Genomic DNA, 24023 nt, shown 5'->3' with positions numbered 1-24023 from the left:
TAGCGCGCTACCGCCAGCTGGGCAACCAGATCTCCATGTTCCACGTCTGCTGCGAAATCGGCAGGCCGGTGAGCACCGGGAATAGCCACGCGAAATTCGTCACCACCAGCGCCACGTAACAGCACACGGCGATCAGCCCCAGCGTGCGTCGCTCCGAATTCGCCTGCAGCTGCAGCCGCAGCCGCCGGGGTGGCGCGCCGGGGGTGTAGAGCACGTCGCCGCAAATCAGCGCGATGGCCATCACCAAAAAGGGAGCCATCGTCGCCGCGTAGAAGAAGTACATCTGCCGGTCGATGTCGGCGAACCAGGGCAGCCAGCCCGCGCAGTAGCCGACCAGCACCGCGGCGTAGCGCCAGTCGCGGCGGACCAGCATGCGCCACAACGCGAAAACGAGCACCGGCACCGCCAGCCACCACATCGCCGGCGTGCCCACCAGCATCTCGGCCTTGACGCAGGACTGGGCGCCGCACCCGGGGACGTTCTGCTCGTCGATGGCGTAGAGCACCGGCCGCAACGACATCGGCCAGCTCCACGGTTTCGATTCCCAGGGGTGGTAGTTGCCCGCGGAATTCGTCAGGCCCGCATGGAACTGGAACGCCTTGGCGGTGTAGTGCCACAGCGACCGGATGGCATCCGGCAGCGGCACCAGCGAGCGGGGGCCGATCGTCTGGCCCACCTCGTGCCGGTCGATGGCGGTCTCGGAGGCGAACCACGGTGCGTAACTGGCCAGATACACCAACACCGGAATGACGCCCAGCGCATAGGCGGTGGGGATGAGGTCGCGGCGCAAGGTTCCCAGCCAGGGCCGGGTGACCTGGTACTGGCGCCGCGCGGCCACGTCGAACGCCAGCGACATGGCCCCGAAGAACAGCACGAAATACAGGCCGGACCACTTTGTGCCACAAGCCAATCCGAGCAGGATCCCGGCGCCGAACCGCCACCACCGCACGCCCAGCCGCGGCCCCCACACCGTGTCGGCGTGGCGGCCGTCGGCCAGCGCGGCGTGCATCCGCTGCCGAACCTGGTCGCGGTCGACGATCAGCGCGCCGAACGCCGCGACCACGAAGAAGGTGAGTATGCCGTCGAGCAAGGCGGTCCGCGCGGCGACGAAGCTGACGCCGTCGCAGATCACCAGCACGCCGGCGATCGCGCCGATCAACGTCGAGCGGCTGATCCGCCGGACGATCCGCATCACCAGCGCCACCATCACCACGCCGAGCAACGCGCCGGTGAACCGCCAGCCGATGCCGCTGTAGCCGAAGACCGCCTCGCCGAGGGCGATCAGTTGCTTGCCGACCGGCGGATGCACGACCAGGCCGAACCCGGGGTTGTCCTCCACGCCGTGGTTGTGCAGCACCTGCCAGGCCTGCGGGGCGTAATGCTTTTCGTCGAAGACCGGGGTGCCGCCGTCGGTAGGTGAGCCGAGGTTCAGGAAGCGGGTGATCGCCGCCACCAGCGCGATGATCCCGGTCACCACCCAGCCGCGGACCTGATCGGTCGGGCCGAAGTCGGCCACCGGCACCAACGGTCCGGGGCTGACGACGGGCACCACACGTTGCGTCTCGGCACCCTCGATGGTCGGGGGGGATTCGCGGGGCGGGGCGGTCATCGGTGTCGATCGTAGGCTGTCGGTCATGACCACCGGCCGCCTGTTGCTGGGCGCGACCCCGCTGGGCCAGCCGTCGGATGCCTCACCCCGCCTGCTGGACGCCCTGGCCCGAGCCGAGGTGGTGGCCGCCGAGGACACCCGGCGGGTGCGCACTTTGGCCAAGGCCCTCGACGTACGCATCACCGGCCGGGTGATCAGCATGTTCGACCAGGTCGAGAGCTCCCGGGTGGATTCGCTGGTCGAGGCGATCCGCGCTGGCGCGACGGTGCTGGTGGTCAGCGACGCCGGTATGCCGCTGATCAGCGACCCCGGCTATCGGCTGGTGACGGCCTGCGTGGAGGCCGACCTGCCGGTGCGCTGCCTGCCGGGCCCGTCGGCGGTGACGACCGCGCTGGCCGTGTCCGGTCTGCCGGCCGAGAGGTTCTGCTTCGAGGGATTTGCGCCGCGCAAGAAGGGGGCGCGGCGGAGCTGGCTGGATTCGCTGGCCGACGAGCGGCGCACCTGCGTGTTCTTCGAATCCCCGCGGCGGTTGGCGGCGTGTCTGCAGGACGCCGTCGAGCGGCTCGGCGGTGCACGCCGCGCGGCGATCTGCCGGGAGCTGACCAAGGTGCACGAGGAAGTGGTGCGCGGCTCGCTCGACGAGCTGGCGGCCTGGGCGGCCGACGGGGTGCTCGGTGAAATCACCGTGGTGCTGGCCGGCGCCACCCCGCGCGCCGACCTGCCGGCGCTGGTCGCCGAGGTCGAGGAGCTGGTCGCCGGCGGCGCCCGCATCAAGGACGCCTGCGGCGAGGTGGCCGGCATGCATCCGGGGGTGCGTTCGCGCCAGCTCTACGACGCGGTGCTGCAGTCCCGCCGCGACTAGCCCGCCGCGCTGGCGGCGGCGATCGGCGGCAGCCCGACGACCGGGGACGCCTTGTGCAGGCATTCTTTCCATTCGGCGTCCGGGTCGGAGTCGGCGGTGATGCCGCCGCCGACGCCCAGCACCGCGCCACCCGCGGCGTCGAATTCGACGGTGCGGATCGCGACGTTCAACTCGCAGCCCGCCACGGGTGAGGCCAATCCGATTGTCCCGCAATATATTCCGCGGCGGTTGGGTTCCCACTGCGAGAGCAGTTGGCGGGCACGGTGTTTGGGGGTGCCGGTGACCGAGGCGGGAGGGAAGGTGGCGTCCAGCAGCGCCGAAGTCGGCAGCTCGGTGGGGACCTGCGCGGACACCGTCGAGACCAGGTGCCACACGCCCGGCGCCCGGCGCACCACCAACAACTCGGGCACGGTCACCGTGCCGACGATCGCCACCCGGCCAAGGTCGTTGCGGACCAGGTCCACGATCATGATGTTCTCGGCGACCTCTTTGGCCGACGCGCGCAGCGCCGACGGCCACGCAGCCAGCGGCAGCGTGCCCTTGATCGGGCTGGACGCCACCACCGTCCCGCGCCGCCGCAAGAACAGCTCCGGGGACAGCGACGCCACCGCACCCCAGGCGCCGGCGACGTAGGCCGCCCGGGCGGGGGAGGTGCGGGCGACGCCGTCGATGAAGAAGTCCAGCGGGGCGCCGGTGACGGCACCGGTGAACTGCGTGCACACGCAGGCCTGGTACACCTCGCCGGCGCGGATCGCCTCCAGGCAGGCCAGCACGCCGTCGCGATGCGCCGCCCGGTCGGCGATGCCCCACTCGATGTGGCACTCGCGCGCGGCGGCCCTCGGTCTGGTCAGCGCGGTGGTCAGCCAGTTCGGCATCGGCGCACCGGAGAGGCTCTCGTACCACCAGTGGCCGTCGCGGTCGCGGCGCAGCACGCAGTCGGTCCAGCCGCCGGCGGCCTCGGGAATCCGGTGGGGCTGTGCGTCGGCGCCGGCGTCCGGATACGACAGGTAACCGATCCAGCCGCCGCCCACCGCGCGCGGCTCCGGCGTCCGCGCTACCGGGACCGCGAAGACGTCGTCGACGTGCACCGGGTGCACCGACAGGCTCGGCGCGATCACCGCCAGGGCGCCGAACCACTCACCGGTCAGCGCGGCGGGCGGGGGCAGGCCGAGCCGGCCGGTGGCGTCACCCACTGCGCGCAGCACCTGAGGTGCGGCGCCAAGATCGCCGAGCCGGTCGATGCGCACCGCTCTAGCTTGTCAGAGCGGCGGCGTTTCGCATCCCCCGCGGCACCGGGCGGATGGGCTCACCCGCGGCTGATGTCGCGGGCGGTGGCCAGCGCCGCCAGCTTCTGCGGGTTGCGCATCACGTAGAAGTTGGTGATCTTGTCGCCGGTGATCTCGAGCGTGATCACGCCTTCGAGCTGGTCGCCGAGGTATAGCAGCACCGCCGGGGCACCGTTGCAGGTCACCATTTCCACCCGCGTCGCGCCCATGGTGGCGGCCCGGCGCATTAGGCCGACGATGGCGCGGGCCACCTTCTGGGCGCCGACCACCGGTCGGCGGGCGGCGCTCACCACACCGCCGCTGTCGGCGGTCCAGGTGGCATCGGGGGCGAGCATGGACATCAGCGCCTCCACGTCGCCGCCGGCCGCGGTGGCCAGGAACTGCGCGGTGATCTCGGCGTTGCGTTCGGGGTCCACCGTGTCGAACCGCTTGCGCCGGGCGCGGACATGTTCGCGTGCCCGGTGGGCGACCTGCCGGACGGTGGGCGCCGGCCTGCCCACCGCCTCGGCGATCTCGCCGTAGTCGAAACCGAACACCTCGCGCAGCACGAACACGGCCCGCTCGTCGGGACTCAGCGTTTCCAGCACCACCAGCATCGCCATCGAAATCGACTCCGCCAGAACGACATCGGCGGCGGGATCCTGCTCCTCGAGCAGCAGCGGCTCGGGCAACCACGGCCCCACGTAGTCCTCACGCCGGCGCGCACCGGCCCGCAGCGAGTTCAGCGCCTGGCGGGTTACCAGCTGGGCCAGGTACGACTTGGTGTCGCGGACCGTCGCCAAGTCGACCGCCGCCCACCGCAGATAGCTGTCCTGCAAGACGTCGTCGGCCTCGGTCGCCGAACCCAGCATCTCGTAGGCGATGGTGAACAGCAGTGGCCGCAGCATGGTGAACCGTTCGGCGTGCTCGCTGCCGGTCGGTGCCTGCGTCATCGCGCGGCGACCTCCTCGGGTGACTGTGCGGGCCGCTTGCCGCCCTTGATCCAGCGATACGAACCGGGCTTGGCGGCCTCGCGCCGGATCGACCACAGCGTGCCCTTGCAGATCGCTTCCTTGAGCGACGCCGCCGCCCGGCCACCGAGGTACATGTTCACCGGGGTGTCATCGGTGCGCGCCATCTGGAACGTGGCGTGCGTGCGGCCCAGGCTGATGCACTGCCCGACGAACGCCTGGCTCAGCGCCGCCGGGACCTCGCCCGCGATGCGGCTGAGCACGGTGTTGGCGGCCTGGGCACCTAGCGGGCCGGCGGCCTGGCAGCTCATCCGCAACGGCTGACCCGACGGCGCGGCGGCGTCCCCGGCGGCGACGATGCGCTCGTCGTCGATGCTGGTGAGCGTCTCGTCGGTGAGCAACCGGCCGATCGGGTCGGTGTGCAGGCCGCTGCGCGTGGCCAGGTCCGGCACCGCGAACCCGGCCGTCCAGATGGTCGCAGCGCTGGGCAGCACCACGCCGTCGCTGAGCACCACGGCATCCCAGCGCACCTCTTCCACGGCCACCGATTCCAGCACATTGACCCCCAGGCGGCGCAGCCGCTTGGCCACCGAGCGCCGGCCCCGCTTGCTCAGCGACGGACCGAGGACGGGACCGCACACCAGGGTCACCGGGCGTCCGCCCTCGGCCAGCTCGGAGGCGGTCTCGATGCCGGTCAGCCCGCCACCGACCACCGTGATCGGCGCGGGCAGCGGCAGATCGGTGAGCGCGTAGTGCAGCCGCTGCGCGCTTTCCAGGTCGGCGACCGAATGCGCGTATTCGGTGTAGCCGGGCACCGTCGACCCTGGCGCGCCCGTGCTTCCCACGGCGTAAATCAGGTAGTCGTAGTCCAGCTCGGCGCCCGAGGTCAGCAGCACCCGGCGGTCGGCGGCCTGGATGACCTCGACGCTGTCGACGATCAACCGGATGCCCTCGCCGAGCAGCGTCGCGTAGTCGGCGGTCGCCGTGCCGGTGTCGGCAACCAGCTGGTGCAGCCGGATGCGCTCGACGAAGACCGGTCGGGGGTTGACCACGGTGATGTCGATGTCCGGGCGCTGGCGCAGATGGTTGGCGGCGAGGGTGCCGGCGTATCCGGCGCCGACAACGACGACATGGGTTCGTTCGGGGACCGACTTGGTCATGGCTGTCTCCTATTCGTGAGGACCTGTGCCCTTGAGACACCGCAGACCCGACGAGCGTGACAGGCTCGCCCGCAATTGTGACCCGTCTCACTGCCCGTCATCGGCGCCACCGGTCAACCGACCGCCCGAACCCCGCTGAGCTGCGACGACGCCACGCCGACAGGCGCGTGATACGCTGCGCTACGCCAATTCGTGGCCTGCCCCGGACCGGATGCACGCACCACTGGAAAGCGCGAAATTTGGGGCCACTTACCCGCGCACGGGTGTGTTTGGGGGAAGCAACCTTGACGACGACCTTCGCTGTGACTGGGCCCGGCGCCGCGCCGGCACCGGCTCAGTCGCGCAGCCCTCGCGGGCCGCTGTCGTCGGTCGCGATCTGACGCCGGTGGCCATCGTGTGCTCATTGAGGAAACGCGCGCTGGCCGCTCTCGCGTGCGCGGTGGTGGTGGTGCTCGGCGGCTGCGGCGACAAGAGCGATCCCGGACCGCTGTCGGCGATGGTCAGTCCGGCCATCCCGCCCACCGCGCAGGAGATCCCCAACCCGCTGCGCGGCCAGTACGAGCAGATGCTGAATCCGCTTTTCCCGCAAGGCAACCCGGCTCAGCAGCGCTACTCGGCATGGCCCGCGTCGTACGACGCCAGCCTGCGCGTCTCCTGGCGGCAGTTGCAGCCCGTCGATCCGCGCACGTTGCCCCCCGATGCGCCCGACGACCGCAAGTTCGATTTCAGCTCGATCGACGACGCGCTGACCAAGCTCGGTAGCCGCAACATGCGCCTGACCCTGGGCGTGTACGTCTACAAGTCCTGCTGCAACGACTCGTATTCGGACAACACCAACATCGCGATTCCGGACTGGCTGCGCCCCTCGGCCGCCAGTTATCCCGCGCCGCCGACCGGTTCGGCCCCGGGCGTCACCCATGTGGTGCCCAACTTCAACGACCCCGACTACCTCAACGGCGTCAGCCAGCTGCTGGCCGCGCTCGGCCGTCGTTACGACGGCGACGAGCGCGTGTCGGTGTTCGAGTTCTCCGGGTACGGCGACTTCGGTGAGAACCAACTGGGGTACCTGCGCGATTCGCTGAGCGCGCCGGGCCCCACTCCCGACGAAAGCGCCGCAAAGCTGGGCTATTACAGCCAGTTCCGCGATCAGAGCATCACCAAGGCCTCCATCGCGCAGTTGGTCACGGCCAACGTCAACGCCTTCCCGCACACCCAGCTGGTCGTCGCTCCGCAGAATCCGGAGATCGTCCGCGAACTGTTCGCCGACGACGTCACCAAGAAATTGGCCGCGCCGGTCGGGATCCGCGCGGATTGCCTCGGCGTGCAGGCGCCCCTGCCGGAATGGGCCGAGGCCAACGACTCGCACTACGTCCGCTCCAACGACGCGGTCGTCAACGCCATCAAGCAGCGGCTGATGACGGCGCTGGTGATCAGCCAGTGGTGCCGACTGCCGAGCGGGGCCGACGCCCGGTCGTATTACGAGAAGGGCCTGCACGACGTCATCCGGTATCACGTGTCGATGACGTCGAGTGCGGATTTCCCCGACCGCGATGCGACGTCGGCGATGGATCCCAAGCTGTTCCAGGTGTGGGCCCAGGCCAATACCGCTGCCGGTTACCGGTATTCGGTCGAGGCGAAGCCGGGATCGCAATCGATCCAGGACAAGGTGGCGACCATCTCGGTGGTGTGGACCAACTATGGCTCGGCGGCGGCCACCGAACGCTGGGCGCCCGGCTACAAGCTGGTGGACTTCTCCGGCGCGGTGGTTCGCACACTGTCGGCCACGGTCAATCTCAAGACGCTGGTGCACGACGAGTCCAGCCAATCGCGTGAGGAACCGGTTGCGGAGTCGGCCAGCGAGTCGGTGCATGTCGACGTGACCGGCCTCGCGCCCGGGCATTACACGCTGCGCGCCTCCGTCGAATGGCAACAGCACACGCCGGGCGCCTCACACGTGGTGAACTATGCGCCCATGGCCCTGGCCCGCGACGGGCGAGACGGCTCCGGGCTGTATCCGATTGCCACACTTGACATCCCGAGCGACGCGGCCTCAGCAAACGGTCAGTGACCCGCCGCGGCGCACGCCGTGCACCGCCCACCGACATCTCGTCGTAAGACCTGATGGAGCCGGATCTGCGTGTTACCGTTTCCAGACGGATTTCGGCCGCGCCGCGGCGCGGTTCGAAATGCAACCAGCAAACAACCGAGCGAACTATCGGACCCCTTCGACGGGTACTCGAACGGGTCGCCGTGTGCCCCGTATCGGAGGACCCGTGCCGCGCAGCTTGAACCTGGTGGTCACCTCCGTCGCCACCCAGCTGATGGAGGCCACGGCGTCCACGGCGACCCGGGTCAGCGAAAGGGTCCTCGCGCAGCTCGTCGAGCAATTCGATGTGGACGCCAGCTTCCTGCGTCACCACGAGCCCGACGCCGCCGCCTCGGTGTTGGTGGCCGAGTGGCCGCGACGAGCCGGCGCCGCCGATCCGGATCCGATGGCCGATCTAGAGTTGGACGGCGCCGAGTCGGTGCTCGCCCGATGCGAACGCGACAGGAAGCCGGTGGTGACCCGCCCGAACCAGTCCGCCGGCGGGCTTCGCCGCTGGCTCAACCAGCGCACGGCACCGGTCACGCCCTCGCTGGCCGTCGCGCCGCTGGTGTCCGCCGACGCGACGACCGGTGTGCTCGGCTTCGTCAAGTTCGGCGCCCGCCGGTGGAAACAAGAGGAGATCAACACCCTCGAGGCGGTCGCCGCCCTGTTCGCTCAGTTGCAAGCGCGCATCGCCGCCGAAGAACGGCTCCGCTATCTCGCCGAACACGACGACCTGACCGGCGTCTACAACCGTCGGGCGCTGGTCGCGCACCTAACCGAACGGCTCGCGGCCGACAGCCCCGGGCCCGTCGCGGTCTTCTACCTCGACCTGGACCGGCTCAAGCCGATCAACGATTACCTCGGCCACACCGCGGGCGACTGGTTCATCCGCATGTTCGCCCAACGCATCGAGGAGTGCGCGGGCAGCGAGAGCATGATCGCCCGGCTGGGCGGCGACGAGTTCGTGGTCATCCCGGACCGGCCGATGTCGTCGGAGGATGCCGAGGCGTTCGCGCGTCGCCTGTCGGCGATGCTGTGCGACCGATTGACCATCGGCGGGCACGTGATCAGCCGCACCGTCAGCATCGGGCTGGCGATGGGCGCGCCGGGGACCGACAACTGCGCCGATCTGCTCCGGCGAGCCGACGAGGCCGTGCTGACGGCCAAGCGCGCCGGCGGTAACCAGACCGCGGTGTCCACCGACGACATGTCGCTGAAACGCGCCTTCCGCAACGACATCGAGCTGCACCTGCAGGGCGATATCGAAAGCGAAGGCCTGATCCTGCACTACCTGCCCGAGGTGGACCTGTGGACCGGCGCCGTCGTGGGCGCCGAGGCGCTGGTGCGCTGGCGCCATCCGGTCTGGGGGCTGCTGTTGCCCGACGCGTTCATCGGGGTGGCCGAATCGACCAACCTGGCCGCGGAGCTGGGCAGCTGGGTGATGCGCAGCGCCTGCGCCGAATTCAGCGGGTGGCGCGCCATCGGCGTCGGCCAAGGCGCCATGCTGCGCATCAACGTGTCACCCATTCAGCTGATCAGCCGCGGCTTCGTGGAAAGCGTCGCCGACACCATCGGCGAGTTCGGGATCGATGCCGAATCGGTGTGCCTGGAGATCACCGAGCGCGCGGTGGTGCACGACATCGACACCACGCGAAAGACCTTGGCGGAGCTCAAGGACGTGGGCGTGCAGATCGCCATCGACGACTTCGGCACCGGCTACGCCGTCCTGTCACACCTGAAGTCGCTGCCGGTCGACATGCTCAAGATCGATGCCGGCTTCGTGCGCGACGTCGGCACCAACGCCGGCGACCTGGCCATCGTGCGCGCGATCATCGGGCTGGCCGAGGCCTTCGGCCTCGAAGTGGTGGCCGAAGGGGTCGAGACGCCCGCTGCCGCACTGACTTTGATGCAACACGGGTGCCACCGGGCGCAGGGCTTTTTGCTCTCGCGTCCGCTGCCGGGTGACGCGATGGAAGCGCTGCTGTCCGCGCGGTGGATGCCGATGCCGTTTCTCGCCGATCACGAGTCGTCGTCGATGGGATCGCTGTAGCAGCCCCTCAGGCGCCCTCGGGCACGAAGACGAAGTTGTTGACATAGACGCCGCGACCCGCCCAACCGTCTTCCTGGCTGCCAACGTTGGCCGGATCCTGATGCTGGGCCGGGTCGAACTCCGCGATCGGCCGCCGAACGCCATCGAGATCGAAGTAACCCGCGTAGCCCAGTCCCTGCAGCAGTCCGGTGATCTCGGCGACCGAATTGGGATGATGGCGTTCCTCGGCCTCCAGCACGATGACCGGGCGCTGCTGTGTGAGTGTCTTTGTGGCGCCGTGCAACACGGCGAGCTCGTGGCCTTCGACGTCGATCTTGATCAGGCCGATGTCGGTGAGGCCGAGATCATCGAGGCGTCGGACCGGCACCTCGATGCTGCGAATCGTGCCGTCGCTGACGTCGCCCAGTGCGTTGCCGGCCTCGATTGTGCTGCGGCCCGGCTCGGACGCGACCACCCGCATGGTCATCACGCCGGGCTCATCCGACAACGCCACCGCTTCGACTTGCACCGCGGCGCCGACCGCGTCGAACATCGATGCCAGATCGCGGGCCTGGGCCGGTCGCGGTTCGAACGCGATCACCGACCGCGACGAGGCCAACATCGCGATGGTGAACTCGCCGAGGTCGGCCCCGATGTCCACGGAGATCCGGCGCGGATCGCACAACGACGCCACCAGCTGGATGTCCGGGCGGGATTGCCCGAGGCCCTGCAGGATGCGGAATTTGCGCCGCCAGAACCGGCGCGGTGCGAGTTTCTGTGCCGCAGGTGCGAGCCAACGTTTGACCGAGCGTGCGACAGCCATCTTCGGTGATCTCCTGCCCGATTCGCGGAGCCATCAGCTTAGTCGACCCGCCGGCGGCCCCGGGTGCGGTGAAAGAACTGACCACCCGGATTTGCCGGTGCGCTCCGGGTGTGGGCTATAGCCTGTTGTAACCCTTGACATCCCACACCACCATGCGACGTCAGCCAACGGGTCAACGACGGTAGCGAAACGCGAACCACCAGAGAGGTAGCAGTCGATGCGTTTGATCCAGACGGTGCATGCCGGCCGGTGCATGCCGATGTCGTTGCTCGCCTACCGCGAGCCGTTGTCGCCCGACGCGGTTTAGCGAAAGACATCATGGTCCGGACAAATCGACACCGGAAGATCCTTGTCGTCGCCGTGTGCCTGGGGTTGGTGCTGAGCGGATGCGGACGCGGCGGTGACCCTTCGCCGCTGACCGCGATTGGCAGTCCCGCCATACCGTTGTCGGTACAGGACGTATCGAATCCGCTGCGCGGCCAGTATGAGGATCTCTTGCAACCGCTGTTCCCGCAAGGCAATCGCGCGCAGCATCGGTATCCGGCGTGGCCCGCATCGTTCGACGCCAGCTTGCGGGTGCCGTGGCGACAGTTGCAGCCCACCGACCCGAGCACGTTGCCGCCCGACGCTCCCGACGAGCGCAGGTTCGATTTCAGCGTGATCGATGACGCGCTGGCCAAGCTGGCCGGCCGCAACATGCGGTTGACCCTGCGGGTGGTCGCCTACAACTCGTGTTGCGACAACACCTATGCGAACAACACCAACATCGCCATGCCGGACTGGCTGCGCTCGGCGGCCACCAATTACACCGGTCCACAACGCTATTGGTGGACGCCCGGAGTCACGCATGTCGTTCCGAATTGGAACGACCCGAACTACCTCAACGCATTCGGTCAGTTGCTGGCCGCGCTGGGCCGCCGCTACGACGGGGACGAGCGGCTGTCCGTTTTCGAGTTCTCCGGCTACGGCGATTTCAGCGAGAACCACATCTCGTATCTGCGTGACACGTTGGGTGCGCCCGGCCCGGCGCCCGACGAGAGCGTCGCCAAGCTCGGCTATTACAGCCAGTTCCGCGACCAGAACATCACCGCCGGCTCCATTCAGCAGTTGGTCGCCGCCACCGTAAACGCCTTTCCGCACACACAATTGGTGACGACGGCGCTGAACCCGGAAATCGTGCGCCAACTGCTCGCCGACGATGTCACGAAGAAACTGTCCGCGCCGGTGGGTATCCGTGCTGATTGCCTCGGGGTCCAGCCACCGCTGCCCGCCTGGGCGGAAAAGGACGGCTCGCACTATGTGCAGTCGAAGGATCCGCTGGTTGGCGCACTGAGAAACCGGATGGCCTCGGCCCTGGTGATCACCGAATGGTGTCAACTGCCTGACGGGACCGATCCACGCACCTATTACGAAAAGGGCCTCGACGACGTCGTCAAGTACCACGTGTCGATGACATCCAGTTACAACTTCCCGGCCGTGGACGCCACCGCTCCGATGGACCCCGGGTTGTACCTGCTGTGGGCGCAAGCCAACGTCGTCGCCGGATACCGATATTCGGTGGAGGCGGGTCAGGGATCGCAATCGGTGAACGACGGCAAGGCGACACTGACCGTCACCTGGACGAATTACGGCGCCGCCGCGGCCACCGAGAACTGGGTGCCCGGCTACCGGCTGGTCGATTTCTCTGGGGCGGTGGTGCGTTCGATTCCCGCGACGGTGCCGCTCAAGACGCTGATCCAATCCCAACTCGGGGATGGCTCACGCAGGGAGCCCGTCCCGACGTCTGCCACCGAGTCCGTGCACGTCGACCTTTCGGGCTTGGCGCCGGGGCACTACACGTTGTGCGCGGCGGTGGATTGGCAACAGCACAAGCCGGGAGCCACCCATGTGGTGAACTATCCGCCCATGCGGCTGGCTCGCGACGGGCGCGACGGTGCAGGTTGTTATGCGCTTGCGACGCTCGACCTGCCGCGGGATGCGCAGACTCGCGCGAGTTGATGCACCGGCAAGGCGCGGCTGGCGATTTCGGCAATGCGAACGTGACGATGCTGCATAATCTGCAGTGGGTAAGCGCGGCCGGTGCTAGAAATCGCGAGCGACGCAATTCGCGCCTGAGGTTTTAGAGAGGTTATCAGCCGATGGATTTCCGCACCTTTGTCCGGATTCTCGGCCTGCATTGGAAACTCGCACTCACCGCCTTATTGGCCTGTACCGTCGGCGCCGCATTCGTTACGGCGTTGCAGACGAAGCACTACCAGTCGTCGGCCACGGTCCTGATTTCGTTTTCGGGTGCGACCGACCTGAACGAGTTGTACAGCGGCACAGAGGCGGCACAAGAACGGTTGTCGTCGTATGCTCAGATCGCCGGCGGCCGCATTGTGGCCGAGCGCGCGATCCGCCAGCTTCAGCTTCCCCTGAGCACCGACGAGGTGCTGAGCCAAACGCAGGTGAAATACACTGCGAAATCGGTGCTCTTCACGATCAGCGTCAAAGACACCGATCCGGCCCGGGCCGCCGCGCTGGCGGGCGCGATGGCCAATCAGTTCGGCGTGATCGTCCCGACGCTCGGTCAGGCCCCCGTCCCCAACGGCGTCAGCGGTCCGGTGACCCCGGTGCAGCGCCCCGAGCCGGCTGAAGCGACCGCGCCGCCGACCCCGTCGCCGGACGTGCCGGCAACGACGGGCCCCACCGGGAAACCATGGCCGGCGGCCCGAGCGACGGTGGTCGAGCCGCCCCGGGTGCCCACCGTTCCGGTCTCGCCGGTGCCGATGCGCAACATGGTGATCGGGTTCATCGCCGGTGTCCTTCTGGCCATCGCGGTCGCGCTGACCCGCGAGGCCAGCGACCGCACCATTCGCACCCGCGAGAAGCTGGAAGGCGTTTCAGGCCTGCCGATTTTGGCGGAGCTGCCCGGAAAGCGCGGCACCGTTCCGCGCTTCGGCACCGACGCGGCATCCGACGATGCCGTCCGTGGCCTGCGCACCCGGCTGCTCAGGGCGGTAGGACCGGAGGCCCGCCGGGTGCTGGTGACCGGGCCGTTCGGCGGCGAAGGCACGACGACGACGGCGATGAACCTCGCGCTCGCGCTCGCCGAAATGGGCGAAGACACACTGCTTGTCGAGGGCGACAGTCGCCGGCATGTGCTGGCGGGCCTGCTGCGGGTCGAATCCGGCGAGGGACTGGGCAACGCGTTGGCCAACCCCGCCATCGCCGCGGAAGCCGTGAAGCCGACGCCGATTTCGCGGCTGTTCATCCTGGCGTCGCGGTCCGCGCGCCGCGAGAGTTTGCCCGCCAGTGCCTATTTGCCGGAAGTGCTCGACCGGGTCCTGCAGGAATTGTCGTCGCGCTTTGATCGAATCGTGGTCGACGGTCCCCCGGTCCTGGCGACGGCCGACGCCGGGCTGCTGGCCGGTGCCGTCAACGCGACGGTGTTGGTGGTGCGGGCGCGGCGCACCACGGCCGACGAGCTCAACGATGCGCTGACCGCTCTGCGTGCCGCCGGCGCGCACGTCGTCGGGACCGTGTTGGTCGATGCGCGCCAATCCCTGCACATCAGGGCGGCGGACCGCGCCTACCGATCGAAGGCCAGCGGGTCGGCGTGAACCTCTACCTGCGGGCTCGTCATCGCCTGGCGGTGGAGGGAACGCTGCTGGCGATGTTCGTGTTCGGGTGTTTCGCGTTCGGCGTGTTCTCGGTCCGCCGAACCACCGAGGGAGTGCTGCTGACCGCCGCGTTGTTCTGCGTGGTCGTCTACTGGGTGAAACCCGAAGGAATGGTGGCGGTCACGCTCTTCGGTGCCTTCGCGGCGCTGCCCGAAGGCCTGCACGTCGGCAAAGTCATTGGCCCCGTGACCATCTACGCCTACCACGTGGCCGCGGTGCTCGCGATCTGCTACCTGATCCCGACCGTGCGTCCGCGGGCCCATGATTTCTTGTTGCCGGGGCTGTTGGTGCTCACCGTGGTCTGGTCCACCGTCACCGGGTTCGAAACCGGCCATGCCGACCTGGTGGTGATGCGCGAATCGACCACCATGATCGAAATGGCCATCGGATTCGTGTTGGCGTTGTTCGTCGTCTACGGCGGTCACGTCAAATTCTCGATCCGGGTGATGATCGTGATCCTGTGGTTTTCCGCGGGCATGGCGATTGTGAGTTCGCTGTTCGCCATCCGGCTGGCCGGCCGCGCGGAAAGCCTGGAGGGCGCCACGGGTGCCGGCCAGGCCGTGCGCATCATCCTCTCCACCCAAACGCCGGCCACCGCCATATTGTCCGCCCTGGTCGCTGCCCCGATCGTCGGACGAGTAAGGCCCGCAATGTATTTCGCACTCGGCCCGCCGGCGCTGAGCATCTCGCTGTTATCCTTCTCCCGCAACACGCTGATCTCCATGGGGGTGGCGGCCGGCGTGGCGTTGGTCGGCAGCCTGAGCTGGGCGGCGGTGCGGCGCACGATCACCACCGCCACGGTCGGATTGGCCATGATCGCGGTGACGGTGCCCGGGTCGCTGTTCTTGCTGCAACGCTCGAAAACCGGGGCGTGGCTCAGCGATCAATACGCCGCCTTCAATCAGCGGGTGCTCGGCGGGGTGACGTCCAGCGCACTGGCAGTGGACGATTCGGCGTTGGAACGATTACGGGAAATCAATCTGCTCAAGGAGACCATCGCCCAGGCCCCGGTGTTCGGCCATGGCCTGGGCTACGTCTATCAGCCACCAACCGGGGACGACGAGTTCCACCTGTACCTCTATCCCGCCTACTCCCACAACTTCTACCTGTGGTGGCTGGCCAAGGCAGGAGCGGTGGGCATGGCGGTGTTCGCGATATTCGCGCTCACACCCGTGATCCTGGCGCTGCGCTGCGCGCCGGCCGCGGCGAAAATCAGCGCGGCGGTCGCCGCCGGACTCCTTGCGATATCCGCCGTCTGGCCGCTGCCGGAGATGCCGATGGACGCGCTGGGCCTGGGTGTGGCCTTGGGCGCCGCAATGGGATACGCCGGCCTGCGGCGCAGGAGCGGTGACGCGGCCCCGACCGACGCCGACCCCGCGCCGACGTCCGGTCCGACCGATCATGCCAATGCCGGCATCGCCACGGCCCGCTGACCGCGCCCGCGCGGGCCGAACATGATCGCGGTGACGCACGTGGGGCCCGACATGTACAGCATCGGCGGGACGCAGTCGGTGATCCGGGTGATCCGCGACAACAGGATCGGCGCCGACGAGATCCGGGTCCTGTCCACGTGGGCGGGCCCGCACCACCACGTCAGGAGCCTATTGCTCACCGCCCGTGCGGGGTTGGTGCTGTCGCGAGCACCCCGCGCCACCATCGTGCACTTTCACATCTCCAACGGCGGCGCGTGGTTGCGGGAGGGATCCCTGATCCGCCTGGCCAGAGCGCGCGGCCTGCGGGTGATCGTCACGGTCCACGGCTCGGACTTTCCCGAGTTCGCCCAAGCGAATCCGCGGTTCGTGGGCGCCACGTTGCGCCAGGCGGACCATGTCATCACCCTGTCGCAGGACGCGGCCGCCGCGGTTGCCGGGGTGGCGCCCAGTACGGCAACCACCATCGTGGCGAACCCGATCGTCGTTGATCGGGACGCCCCCGGGGCCGGCTCCACGCCGCCCGTGGTGCTTTTCGCCGGCGCCGTCGGGCGGCGTAAAGGAGTCGACAAACTCGTCGCGGCGTGGCGGCTGCTGCTCGCCGAGGGGATCGAAGGCTGTTGTCGCATAGTCGGTCCCATCGACGACTACACGCCGCCGCCGACGGAGCGGCTGACCGTCGAAGGCCCGGTGCATCCCGACGCCGTCCGTGAGCTGCTCCGCGCGGTTCGCGTGGTCGCGCTGCCGTCGTCCGCCGAGGGCATGCCGATGATCCTGACCGAGGCCCTCGCCGGCGCGCGACCGTTTGTGGCAACTCCCGTCGGCGGGACGGCGCAGATTGCCCCGGATCCGAGCATGATCGTCCCGCTCAACGACGTGCCCGCACTGGCCGCGGCGATCGGACGCTATTTGCGCGACCCGGATTTGGCCGAGCGCGACGGGCGGCGCGGACAGCAGCACGTCGCGGCCACCCGGAGCCCCGCGGTCATCGATGCGCGGCTGCGCCAGATCTACGAGGGCTGTGGCATTGCGGCGGGTTGAACTTCAGGGACCGCAATTGGCGGTCAGCGCAATCGGTTTCGGATGCGGCTCGTTGATGCAGTCGCCCTCGCGGAAGCAGCGGATGGCCGTGCTGGCCAGCGCGCTGGCCGCCGGCATCACCCATTTCGACACCGCGCGGATGTACGGCCTGGGCAGGGCGGAGGCCGAGCTGGGAGCGTTCCTGCGCACGGTCGACCGCGACACCGTGACCATCGCGACCAAGTTCGGCATCGACGTGGGCGGCGCGGCGCGCCGCCTCGCCCGATTCCAAAGTCCCGCACGGGCTTTGCTCCGGAAGGCGCCCGCGCTGCGCCGCTCCGTCAAGCGGCGCCAGGCGCCACCGCAGACCGCCCGCGTGTACGACGCGGCCATCGCGGCGCGCAGCCTGGACCAGAGCCTCGCGGCGCTCGGCGTCGACTACGTCGACATCCTGTTCGTGCACGCCCCGCGGCCCGGCGACACGATGGCCGGCGACGAACTCCGCGAATTCTTCGAACGCGCCCGCCGGCAGGGCAAGATCCGCGCCTGGGGCGTCTCGCAGGACGAGGGGCTCGACACTGACTTTGCCCGGACCTTCGCCCCCGACGGGGTGAGCCAGCTGCGCAGCGACCTGCTCAACCCGGCGCCGCGACCCGCCGACCTCGCCTTCGGCGTCCTGAGCGCGCCGTACCGACAACTCACGGCAGCGTTGCGGGCCGACCCGGAGTTGGCGGGACGCTGGCGCGAAGCCCTGCAGACCGATCCGCTGGCTCCCGGCACGCTTTCCACGCTGATCCTCGGATCGGCCGCGGCCGCAACCGGGTGCCCGGCGATTCTCTACAGCAGCACCAGGCCCCGCCGCGTCGCCGAGGCCGCGACGGCCGTCTCGTCGCCGCCGGACGCGCAGACCGTGTCGCGATTCCTGGCTCTGGTCAAGGAGTTTCGTGCGGGGGCGGCCGCGTGATGCGCGGCGTGGCCGACTTCGCTCCCGGCATCGCCATCGAGACCGACGTGGCGATCGTCGGGGCCGGCCCGATCGGCATCGCGACCGCGCTCGAGCTGGCGGCGGCGGGCGTGCAGGTGACGCTCATCGAAAGTGGCCTCGAGCGCATGGACCGGGCGGCGCAGGAATTGTCGAGCTTCGATTCGCGCCAGGACGACTACTTCCATTCGCGCAGCGAACTCACGGTCCGCCGGCAGGTCGGAGGGACCTCGGCGCTGTGGGGCGGGCGCTGTGTCAAGTTCGACCCCATTGATTTCGCGGATCGGCCCCTCACCGCGCAGGCGCCCTGGCCGATCGGGCACGACGACGTCGAGCCGTATCTACAACGCGCCTGCGATTGGGCGGCCTGCGGCCGGGCGGCTTTCAACGCGCGCGATATCCCCGAAATCGCGCACCACGACATGATCCGTGGACTGCCCGACGGCCGGGTGCGCACGACGGACCTCGAACGCTGGGCCCTGCCAACGCGTTTCGGTCGCGAATACCGCACCGCGCTGCGGGACGCTCCCGGTTTGACGTTGTGGACCGGTCTCACCTGCACCGAAATCGTGACGCCGCCGTCCGGTGACCGCGTCGATCATCTGGTGGTCAAGACGCTCGACGGCCGGCAGGGCACAGTGGTCGCGACGGACTACATCGTTGCGACCGGCGGCTTGGAGGCCACCCGTCTGCTGCTGGCGTCGGACCGCCATCATCCCGGCGGGCTGGGAAATGCGGGCGGGCACCTGGGTCGGTGGTACATGGCTCACGTCGAGAGCCGGGTGGCGCGTGTGCAGTTCAACACCGACCAGATCCTCTATGGGTACGAACGCGACAACGACGGTGTCTACGTTCGCCGGCGCTTCACCTTCGACCCGCACCTGCTGCGTGAATCCGGAATGCCCAATGCCGCAGTCTGGCTGGTGAATCCGCCGATCAGCGATCCGGGCCACGGAAGCGGCATTCTGTCGGGGGTTTATCTGACCCTCATCTCGCCGCTCGGCCGGTTCCTGCTCGCCGGCGCCATTCGTGAGGCACACACGAAGACGGACGGACCGCGGCGCATCGTCGCGCACCTGCGCAACATCGTGCGAGACCTGATCGGATCGATCCGCTTCGCGTTCGAGTTCTGTTACGCCCGGTTCCTGCGCAAGGGCAGGAAGGCACCGGGATTCTTCGTCAAGAGCGCCGACAACCGCTACCTGCTGCAGTACCACGGCGAGCATCTTCCGCACTGGGAAAGTCGCGTCGAGCTGACTGACGAGCGAGATGCCCTGGGCATGAGGCGGATTCGCACCCATATGCACTTCTCCGAGGCCGACTACCAGAGCGTGCGCAAGGCGATCGTCGCGATCGACGAGCACCTACGTCGCCACGGCGCGGGCTACGTGGAGTGGCTGACCGACGACGTCGAGGCGTCGGTGCGTGCCTACATGGCGAAGCGGACCGGCTTCCACCAGGCGGGAACCACCAGGATGTCGGATTCGCCGCAGGACGGCGTCGTGGACCCGCAACTGCAGGTGCACGGCGTCCGCGGCCTACACGTGGCCAGCACGTCGGTGCTGCCGACGTCCAGTCAAGCCAATCCGACACTCGTCGGGATCGCGTTGGGCGTCCGCCTTGCCCGGCGCCTTGCGGACGCTCGCGGCGCGGTCACGTCGCCGTTGCCCACATGTCGTCGATGAGGGACTTCGTCTGCGCGATGTTGGCGCGGCTGGACGCGCCGAACACGATCGACTGGATCTGCGGCTGGCTGCAGACGTACTCGATCGCCTCGCGCGGCGGGATCGCGCCCGAGGCGAGGACGGACATCGCGATCAGCCGGCACCGGCGGTCGCGGACGGTCTTCTCGTAAAGCTCCACACCGCCGCACATCCGGAAGCCGATCTTGTTGAAATTGGCGCACACGATCGGGTTTTCGATGCCCTGCCTGTCGAGCGCATCGAGGAGCCTGGGCAGGTTCATCGTGATGAAGCCCGGCTCGGCGTCGTACTTGAGCCTGACATGGTCGGAGAACAGCCGGAAGGCCTCGTCCATTCCGAGCCCGAGCAGCAGGTCGGTCACCACGTTCTGGATGAAGATGACGGGCGTCGACAGTCCGGCGAACATCTTCATCTCGGCATCGACCAGGAGCTGCATCAAGGGCTCGACGTCCTTGCTGGCGATCGCGACGCCGCCCTTGAACATCGATCTGACGGCGCCGTTGTCGGGCAAGAACTTCCGCAGCGCCTCAACGATGCCGAATTCGGTCACGGCGTTGGCGTATTTGTGCGCGTACGGCATGCACGGGTAGAAGACGTAGTCGGGGTATTCGGTACGGTTGGCGCGGAAGTGATCACAGATCTCACCGACCCGGTCGTGGGTGGTGCAGACGAAGGTGCGGATGCCCTCCCGATAGGCGTCGTCCAGCGTCGCGAGCACGGCGGGCAGATGCTGGAAGCGTATCGCCTGTGCCCGTGCCTTGTCCTCGGACATGTGATTGACACCGAAGAACTGGTTGTCTCCGAAAAGCACGCGGTCCATGGTCACGATGCCTTCGAGGTGGCGAGTCTCTTGATGCGCGCGACGATCTCGCGCCGCAAGGCGCCGCGCGGGGATCCGTTCACCGCATCCTGCGGCGGCGCCACGGAGGCCGGATTGCCGGTGATCATGCCGACCACCCGATCGACGTCGAGCGCCGAGCGAAACGTGTTCTCGCCGTCCACCCGGTTCTGTTTGACGCTGTTGGCGAAGTAGTCGATCTGCGCCGAATACTCCTCGCCGCGAAGGTAATACCACACCTGTTCGGTGAGGTCGGTCGTGTACCGGATGGTCCAGCCCTTGCCGAACTCGGGGAGCCGGGGGTGCGCCTCACGCAGGTAGATCTGGCACTCCTGGCGGTCGGCGGTGATGCGGCCGTTGGTTCCCCACACCGAGACCTTCGTCGACATCTTGCGGAAGCTCTCGTCACTCCAGTTCACGCACAGCTGCCCGGTCGCGCCGTCGGGATAGCGCATGGTGCAGTAGACCTCGTCGTCGACGTCGCGCGAGAACACGCTCTGGCGGACCACCCCGTCGACCGAATGCGGCACGCCGGCCACGAAGTTGATCAGATCGATGGCGTGACAGGCGTAGTCGTAGAGGGCGCCGCCACCCTCGGCCTTCACGCCCCGCCAGGTGCTGCCCTTTTCCCGGAGCACCACCGGACCGTACGCTTCGGCGCGGACATGGTGGATGCGCCCCAGCGCGCCGGAGGCGACGATCCGCGCCGCCTCCCGGAAGGAGCCGATGAAGCGGCAGTGATAGCCCACCTGGGTGACGAGCCCCCGCGTCTCCGCCAGGGTCACCAGCCGCTCGCCATCCGTGACATCGAGCACGAACGGCTTCTCGCAGAAGACGTGTGCCCCAGCCGTTAGCGCCTTTTCGACGATCGGTGCGTGCAGCCTGGAGGGGACGGCGACCACGACCGCTTCGGCGTCGGTCGCCGCCAGCATCCGGTCGAAGTCGTCGTAACAGTTCAGGCCGGTGTATTTGGACAGGACGTCGCGCACATAGCCGGCCGAATCACAGATGCCCACCACGTCCAGGTCTGGATGCGTGCGCAGGATCGCGAGATGCGACAGCCCCATCTTTCCGAGACCGACCAGGGCCGTACGAATCATCGTGTGCGCCTTTCACTCTTCGTTCGAGTCCCGCGGCGACGTGTGCGGCGAAGGTGTCGAGCCGCAGGGGCGGGAGGGGTTCCACTTTGCTCGGATGATGGCGCCCGGTGCACGGATGCAGCACGGCCGCCGCGCAGTCGATCGCTGCGCCGACGCCTATCAAGACATACGGGCATCCCTGTCCTCGTACGCAGTGAGATCGCCTGCTCTAGGGGCGCTCAACGCAACGATGATGACGTTAGCATCGGTGGGTTGCCGATTTCGGCGATCTCGTCGATCTCGTCGCCCGCCGCCCGTCGGCGGCGTACATCCACCCGGTGCCGGCCGAGTTTCGTTTGTATATGCCAGAACGCGATTGAGGCGAGGCCGGGTTCATTACCATTGAGCTGCCACCGCGCCTCGTGCGGTGAGGGCGGGAGCGAAAGCTCTTGTCGTGCGGCCGAGTTTGGTCGCGAGCGCCTGAGATGAGGGAGGACATGGGCCGCCTGCTCCTCATCGCGTCCTCCGGCGGGCACATCTACGAAATGTTTTGCCTGCGGGAGTTCTGGCAGGACAAAGATCGGTTCTGGGTGAGTTTTCCCACCGCCGACGCCCGGTACCTGCTGCGCGACGAGAAGGAGATCTACTGGGCGGCGCACCCCACCGTCCGCAATGTTCCCAACCTGCTGCGCAATCTGGTGTTGGCGCTGCGGCTGCTGATCCGCCACCGGCCCGCGATGATCCTGACCACCGGATCGGGCGTGGCCGCCCCGTTCCTCTGGCTGGCCTGGCTGCTGCGAATCCCCACCGTCTTCGTCGAGTCGATCACCCGCATCACCGAGCTGTCCCTGACCGCCCGGATGGTAAAGCCTTTCGCCTCCCGGTTTCTGGTGCAGTGGCCCGAGTTGGTCGACCGCATTCCCCGCACCGAATATCACGGGAGGATCGTGTGATCTTCGTGATCATGGGGATGGAGGTGCACCCGTTCGACCGGCTGGCCCGCGCGGTCGACGAGCTGGCCCGGGCGGGCACGGCCGGGGAGGACTTTTTCGTGCAGCTCGGCACCTGCCGCTACGAACCGCGCCACGCGAAGTTCGAACGCTTCCTGTCCTTCGGGGACGTCTGTGACCAGATCCGGTCCGCATCGGTGGCCATCAGCCACGCCGGCGCCGGATCGGCCTTGCTGTGCATCGAGCAGGGCAAGCATCCAGTGGTGGTGCCCCGTCGCTCGCGGCTCGGTGAACACGTCGACGAGCACCAGCTGCCGTTCGCCGAGAAGCTGGAGGCGGGCGGCCTGGCCACCGTGGTCCTGCAGATGGAGGAGCTTCCAGCGGCGATCGCGGCGACGCGGTCTCGGGTGGCACCCGCCGATGCGCTGGGCCGCGCCCGCGAGCTGACCGGATGGCTCGAGACGTTCTGGCGTGGACTGGCCTGAGCGTTTCAGGTCAGCGCCGCCGGGCCGTCGTCACCGCGGCGATGACCTCCAGCAAGCGGTCCGCGACCAGCTCGACCGAGCACCGCAGTGCGTAATGGCGTGCGGCCTCGGCCCCTTGCGCCGCGGCGACGTCGGGGTCGGCCAGGAAGTCGAATGCGGCGGCGAGCCCGGCCACGTCGTCGATGCCGACCGGGGGACAACCCGGTGGCTGGTACTCGGGCAGGGCACCGGCGGTGGACACGATCGGCATCACGCCCAATTGCATCGAGAGCACTTGCACGCCGCTTTGCGAAGCACGCCGGTAATGGGCGATCGAACCCTTCGCGGCAGCCAGCGCCGGGATGACGTCGGCGTAACGGAAGCTGCCGTTGCGCCAGCGCGCGTGTTTGGGCAGGGCGGTCGCCTCGAGTGACCCGCCGCCGATGAGCACCAGATCGTCTCCGCGCCAGGCGCCCCCGAGCACATGTCGCTGCCAGCCCTGCAGCACGACGTCGACGTTCTTGTACGGGTTGAGGCGGCCGAACATCACGAAATCGCGGCGCCCTTGCGGCCCGACGAACGCCGGCAGCCGGTCCAGGTCGAGGTCGCTGGCCAGCGGCACGACATGCACGGGCGTGCCGGCGATGTCGCGGCGCGCGGCGACGGCGGTCGCGACGTAATCGCTGTAGGTGACGGTGGCCGCCGAACGGGCGCCCCAGCGGTCGAAGACCGCACGTTCGTAGGCCGGCGTCAGTTCGTCGGGATCGTGTGGCCGATCGTCGTGCACCACCTGGATGCGTGGGACCCGTCCGGCCAGCGCGATCCAGCGGGGATCTCTGACCAGTTCGGCGATCACCACGTCCGGCCGGTACTCGCGGATGCGGCGCCAGGCCCGCAGCGTCGGGAGCCACGTTGCGCCCCTGCGGAATCGCGGGTCGAGCACCAACTCATAATCGCGCGCGGCGTCGGACTCCGGGTGCTGGTCGGAGGTCACCAATAACACGTCGGCGCCGTGGCGCAGCAGCGCTTCGGCCTGCACGCGCACCGCCGGCCGTGTCCACGGCGAAAGCCAAAGCACCCGGGGCGA

General features: G+C 68.4%; 19 protein-coding genes. 11 read left to right on the top strand and 8 right to left on the bottom strand.

The features are described from left to right. Positions 1-7 precede the first annotated feature (7 nt). Positions 8-1552: a dolichyl-phosphate-mannose--protein mannosyltransferase gene (locus A5624_RS23640; RefSeq protein ID WP_197499557.1), complete on the bottom strand. Its 1545-nt coding sequence runs from the start codon at positions 1550-1552 to the stop codon at positions 8-10. Between the two features lie 82 nt (positions 1553-1634). Between A5624_RS23640 and rsmI the strand changes: the two genes are divergently transcribed. Further along, positions 1635-2471: a 16S rRNA (cytidine(1402)-2'-O)-methyltransferase gene (gene rsmI, locus A5624_RS23635; RefSeq protein WP_066872014.1), complete on the top strand. Its 837-nt coding sequence runs from the start codon at positions 1635-1637 to the stop codon at positions 2469-2471. Here the strand turns inward: rsmI and A5624_RS23630 are convergent. Genes A5624_RS23630 through A5624_RS23620 form a run of 3 tightly spaced genes read right to left on the bottom strand, consistent with a single transcriptional unit; the run spans position 2468 to position 5867 of the window. Continuing rightward, positions 2468-3718, bottom strand: a complete 1251-nt coding sequence (locus tag A5624_RS23630) for an aminodeoxychorismate synthase component I (RefSeq protein WP_066871885.1) — start codon at positions 3716-3718, stop codon at positions 2468-2470. The two genes, rsmI and A5624_RS23630, sit on opposite strands and share 4 nt — an antisense overlap. Positions 3719-3777: 59 nt before the next feature. Further along, complete coding sequence (locus tag A5624_RS23625) at positions 3778-4689, bottom strand: RNA polymerase sigma-70 factor (RefSeq protein ID WP_066871882.1); 912 nt, start codon at positions 4687-4689, stop codon at positions 3778-3780. Beyond that, the gene (locus A5624_RS23620; protein ID WP_066871879.1) at positions 4686-5867 is read right to left on the bottom strand and encodes an NAD(P)/FAD-dependent oxidoreductase; all 1182 of its coding nucleotides are present in this window, start codon (positions 5865-5867) and stop codon (positions 4686-4688) included. Before A5624_RS23620 ends, A5624_RS23625 begins: the two co-directional genes overlap by 4 nt. 391 nt (positions 5868-6258) lie before the next feature. On the opposite strand from A5624_RS23620, the gene A5624_RS23615 reads away from it, so the two are divergent. Both A5624_RS23615 and A5624_RS23610 read left to right on the top strand, forming a co-directional pair. Continuing rightward, positions 6259-7935 (top strand): hypothetical protein, encoded by a 1677-nt coding sequence (locus A5624_RS23615; RefSeq protein WP_066872012.1) that lies wholly within the window; start codon positions 6259-6261, stop codon positions 7933-7935. A 205-nt stretch (positions 7936-8140) separates the two neighbouring features. Next, positions 8141-10006, top strand: a complete 1866-nt coding sequence (locus A5624_RS23610; protein WP_066871875.1) for a bifunctional diguanylate cyclase/phosphodiesterase — start codon at positions 8141-8143, stop codon at positions 10004-10006. Between the two features lie 7 nt (positions 10007-10013). Here the strand turns inward: A5624_RS23610 and A5624_RS23605 are convergent, their stop codons facing one another. Further along, a complete protein-coding gene (locus A5624_RS23605; RefSeq protein WP_066871873.1) occupies positions 10014-10808 on the bottom strand; it encodes an FkbM family methyltransferase in 795 nt (264 codons plus the stop codon). Positions 10809-11126: 318 nt separating this feature from the next. On the opposite strand from A5624_RS23605, the gene A5624_RS23600 reads away from it, so the two are divergent. The 6 genes from A5624_RS23600 (at position 11127) to A5624_RS23575 (ending at position 19587) form a co-directional block, all read left to right on the top strand. Continuing rightward, entirely contained in the window at positions 11127-12806 is a 1680-nt protein-coding gene (locus A5624_RS23600; protein WP_231998334.1) for a hypothetical protein, read from the top strand. A 140-nt stretch (positions 12807-12946) separates the two neighbouring features. Then, positions 12947-14410: a polysaccharide biosynthesis tyrosine autokinase gene (locus tag A5624_RS23595; protein ID WP_066871867.1), complete on the top strand. Its 1464-nt coding sequence runs from the start codon at positions 12947-12949 to the stop codon at positions 14408-14410. Positions 14411-14463: 53 nt separating this feature from the next. After that, positions 14464-15903 carry an O-antigen ligase gene (locus tag A5624_RS23590; protein WP_231998335.1) on the top strand — a complete coding sequence of 480 codons (1440 nt, stop codon included), beginning with the start codon at positions 14464-14466 and terminating at the stop codon, positions 15901-15903. 21 nt (positions 15904-15924) lie between these two features. Continuing rightward, positions 15925-16941 carry a glycosyltransferase family 4 protein gene (locus A5624_RS23585; RefSeq protein WP_066871861.1) on the top strand — a complete coding sequence of 339 codons (1017 nt, stop codon included), beginning with the start codon at positions 15925-15927 and terminating at the stop codon, positions 16939-16941. Between the two features lie 16 nt (positions 16942-16957). Next, positions 16958-17884, top strand: coding sequence for an aldo/keto reductase (locus A5624_RS23580; RefSeq protein ID WP_066872009.1), 927 nt, complete (start codon positions 16958-16960; stop codon positions 17882-17884). Next, positions 17881-19587, top strand: coding sequence for an FAD-dependent oxidoreductase (locus tag A5624_RS23575; protein WP_066871858.1), 1707 nt, complete (start codon positions 17881-17883; stop codon positions 19585-19587). The genes A5624_RS23580 and A5624_RS23575 overlap by 4 nt, the downstream gene beginning before the upstream one ends. On the opposite strand, the gene A5624_RS23570 is transcribed toward A5624_RS23575, so the two are convergent. Next, positions 19556-20431 carry a hypothetical protein gene (locus A5624_RS23570; protein ID WP_066871856.1) on the bottom strand — a complete coding sequence of 292 codons (876 nt, stop codon included), beginning with the start codon at positions 20429-20431 and terminating at the stop codon, positions 19556-19558. The two genes, A5624_RS23575 and A5624_RS23570, sit on opposite strands and share 32 nt — an antisense overlap. Next, positions 20428-21543 carry a Gfo/Idh/MocA family protein gene (locus A5624_RS23565; protein ID WP_066871852.1) on the bottom strand — a complete coding sequence of 372 codons (1116 nt, stop codon included), beginning with the start codon at positions 21541-21543 and terminating at the stop codon, positions 20428-20430. Before A5624_RS23565 ends, A5624_RS23570 begins: the two co-directional genes overlap by 4 nt. Before the next feature lie 476 nt (positions 21544-22019). Between A5624_RS23565 and A5624_RS23560 the strand changes: the two genes are divergently transcribed. Both A5624_RS23560 and A5624_RS23555 read left to right on the top strand, forming a co-directional pair. Further along, on the top strand, positions 22020-22475 hold the full coding sequence (locus A5624_RS23560; protein WP_066871850.1) for a polysaccharide biosynthesis protein: 456 nt from the start codon (positions 22020-22022) through the stop codon (positions 22473-22475). After that, positions 22472-22957, top strand: coding sequence for a glycosyltransferase (locus A5624_RS23555; RefSeq protein WP_066871847.1), 486 nt, complete (start codon positions 22472-22474; stop codon positions 22955-22957). Before A5624_RS23560 ends, A5624_RS23555 begins: the two co-directional genes overlap by 4 nt. Positions 22958-22967: 10 nt before the next feature. Here the strand turns inward: A5624_RS23555 and A5624_RS23550 are convergent, their stop codons facing one another. After that, positions 22968-24014, bottom strand: a complete 1047-nt coding sequence (locus A5624_RS23550; protein ID WP_066872006.1) for a glycosyltransferase family 4 protein — start codon at positions 24012-24014, stop codon at positions 22968-22970. Positions 24015-24023 lie beyond the last annotated feature (9 nt).

This window comes from Mycobacterium sp. 1482292.6, from assembly GCF_001672995.1.
Lineage (GTDB): Bacteria > Actinomycetota > Actinomycetes > Mycobacteriales > Mycobacteriaceae > Mycobacterium > Mycobacterium europaeum_A.
The sequence above is the reverse complement of the archived record's forward strand: the minus strand, read 5'-3'. Positions and strand labels throughout refer to the sequence as shown.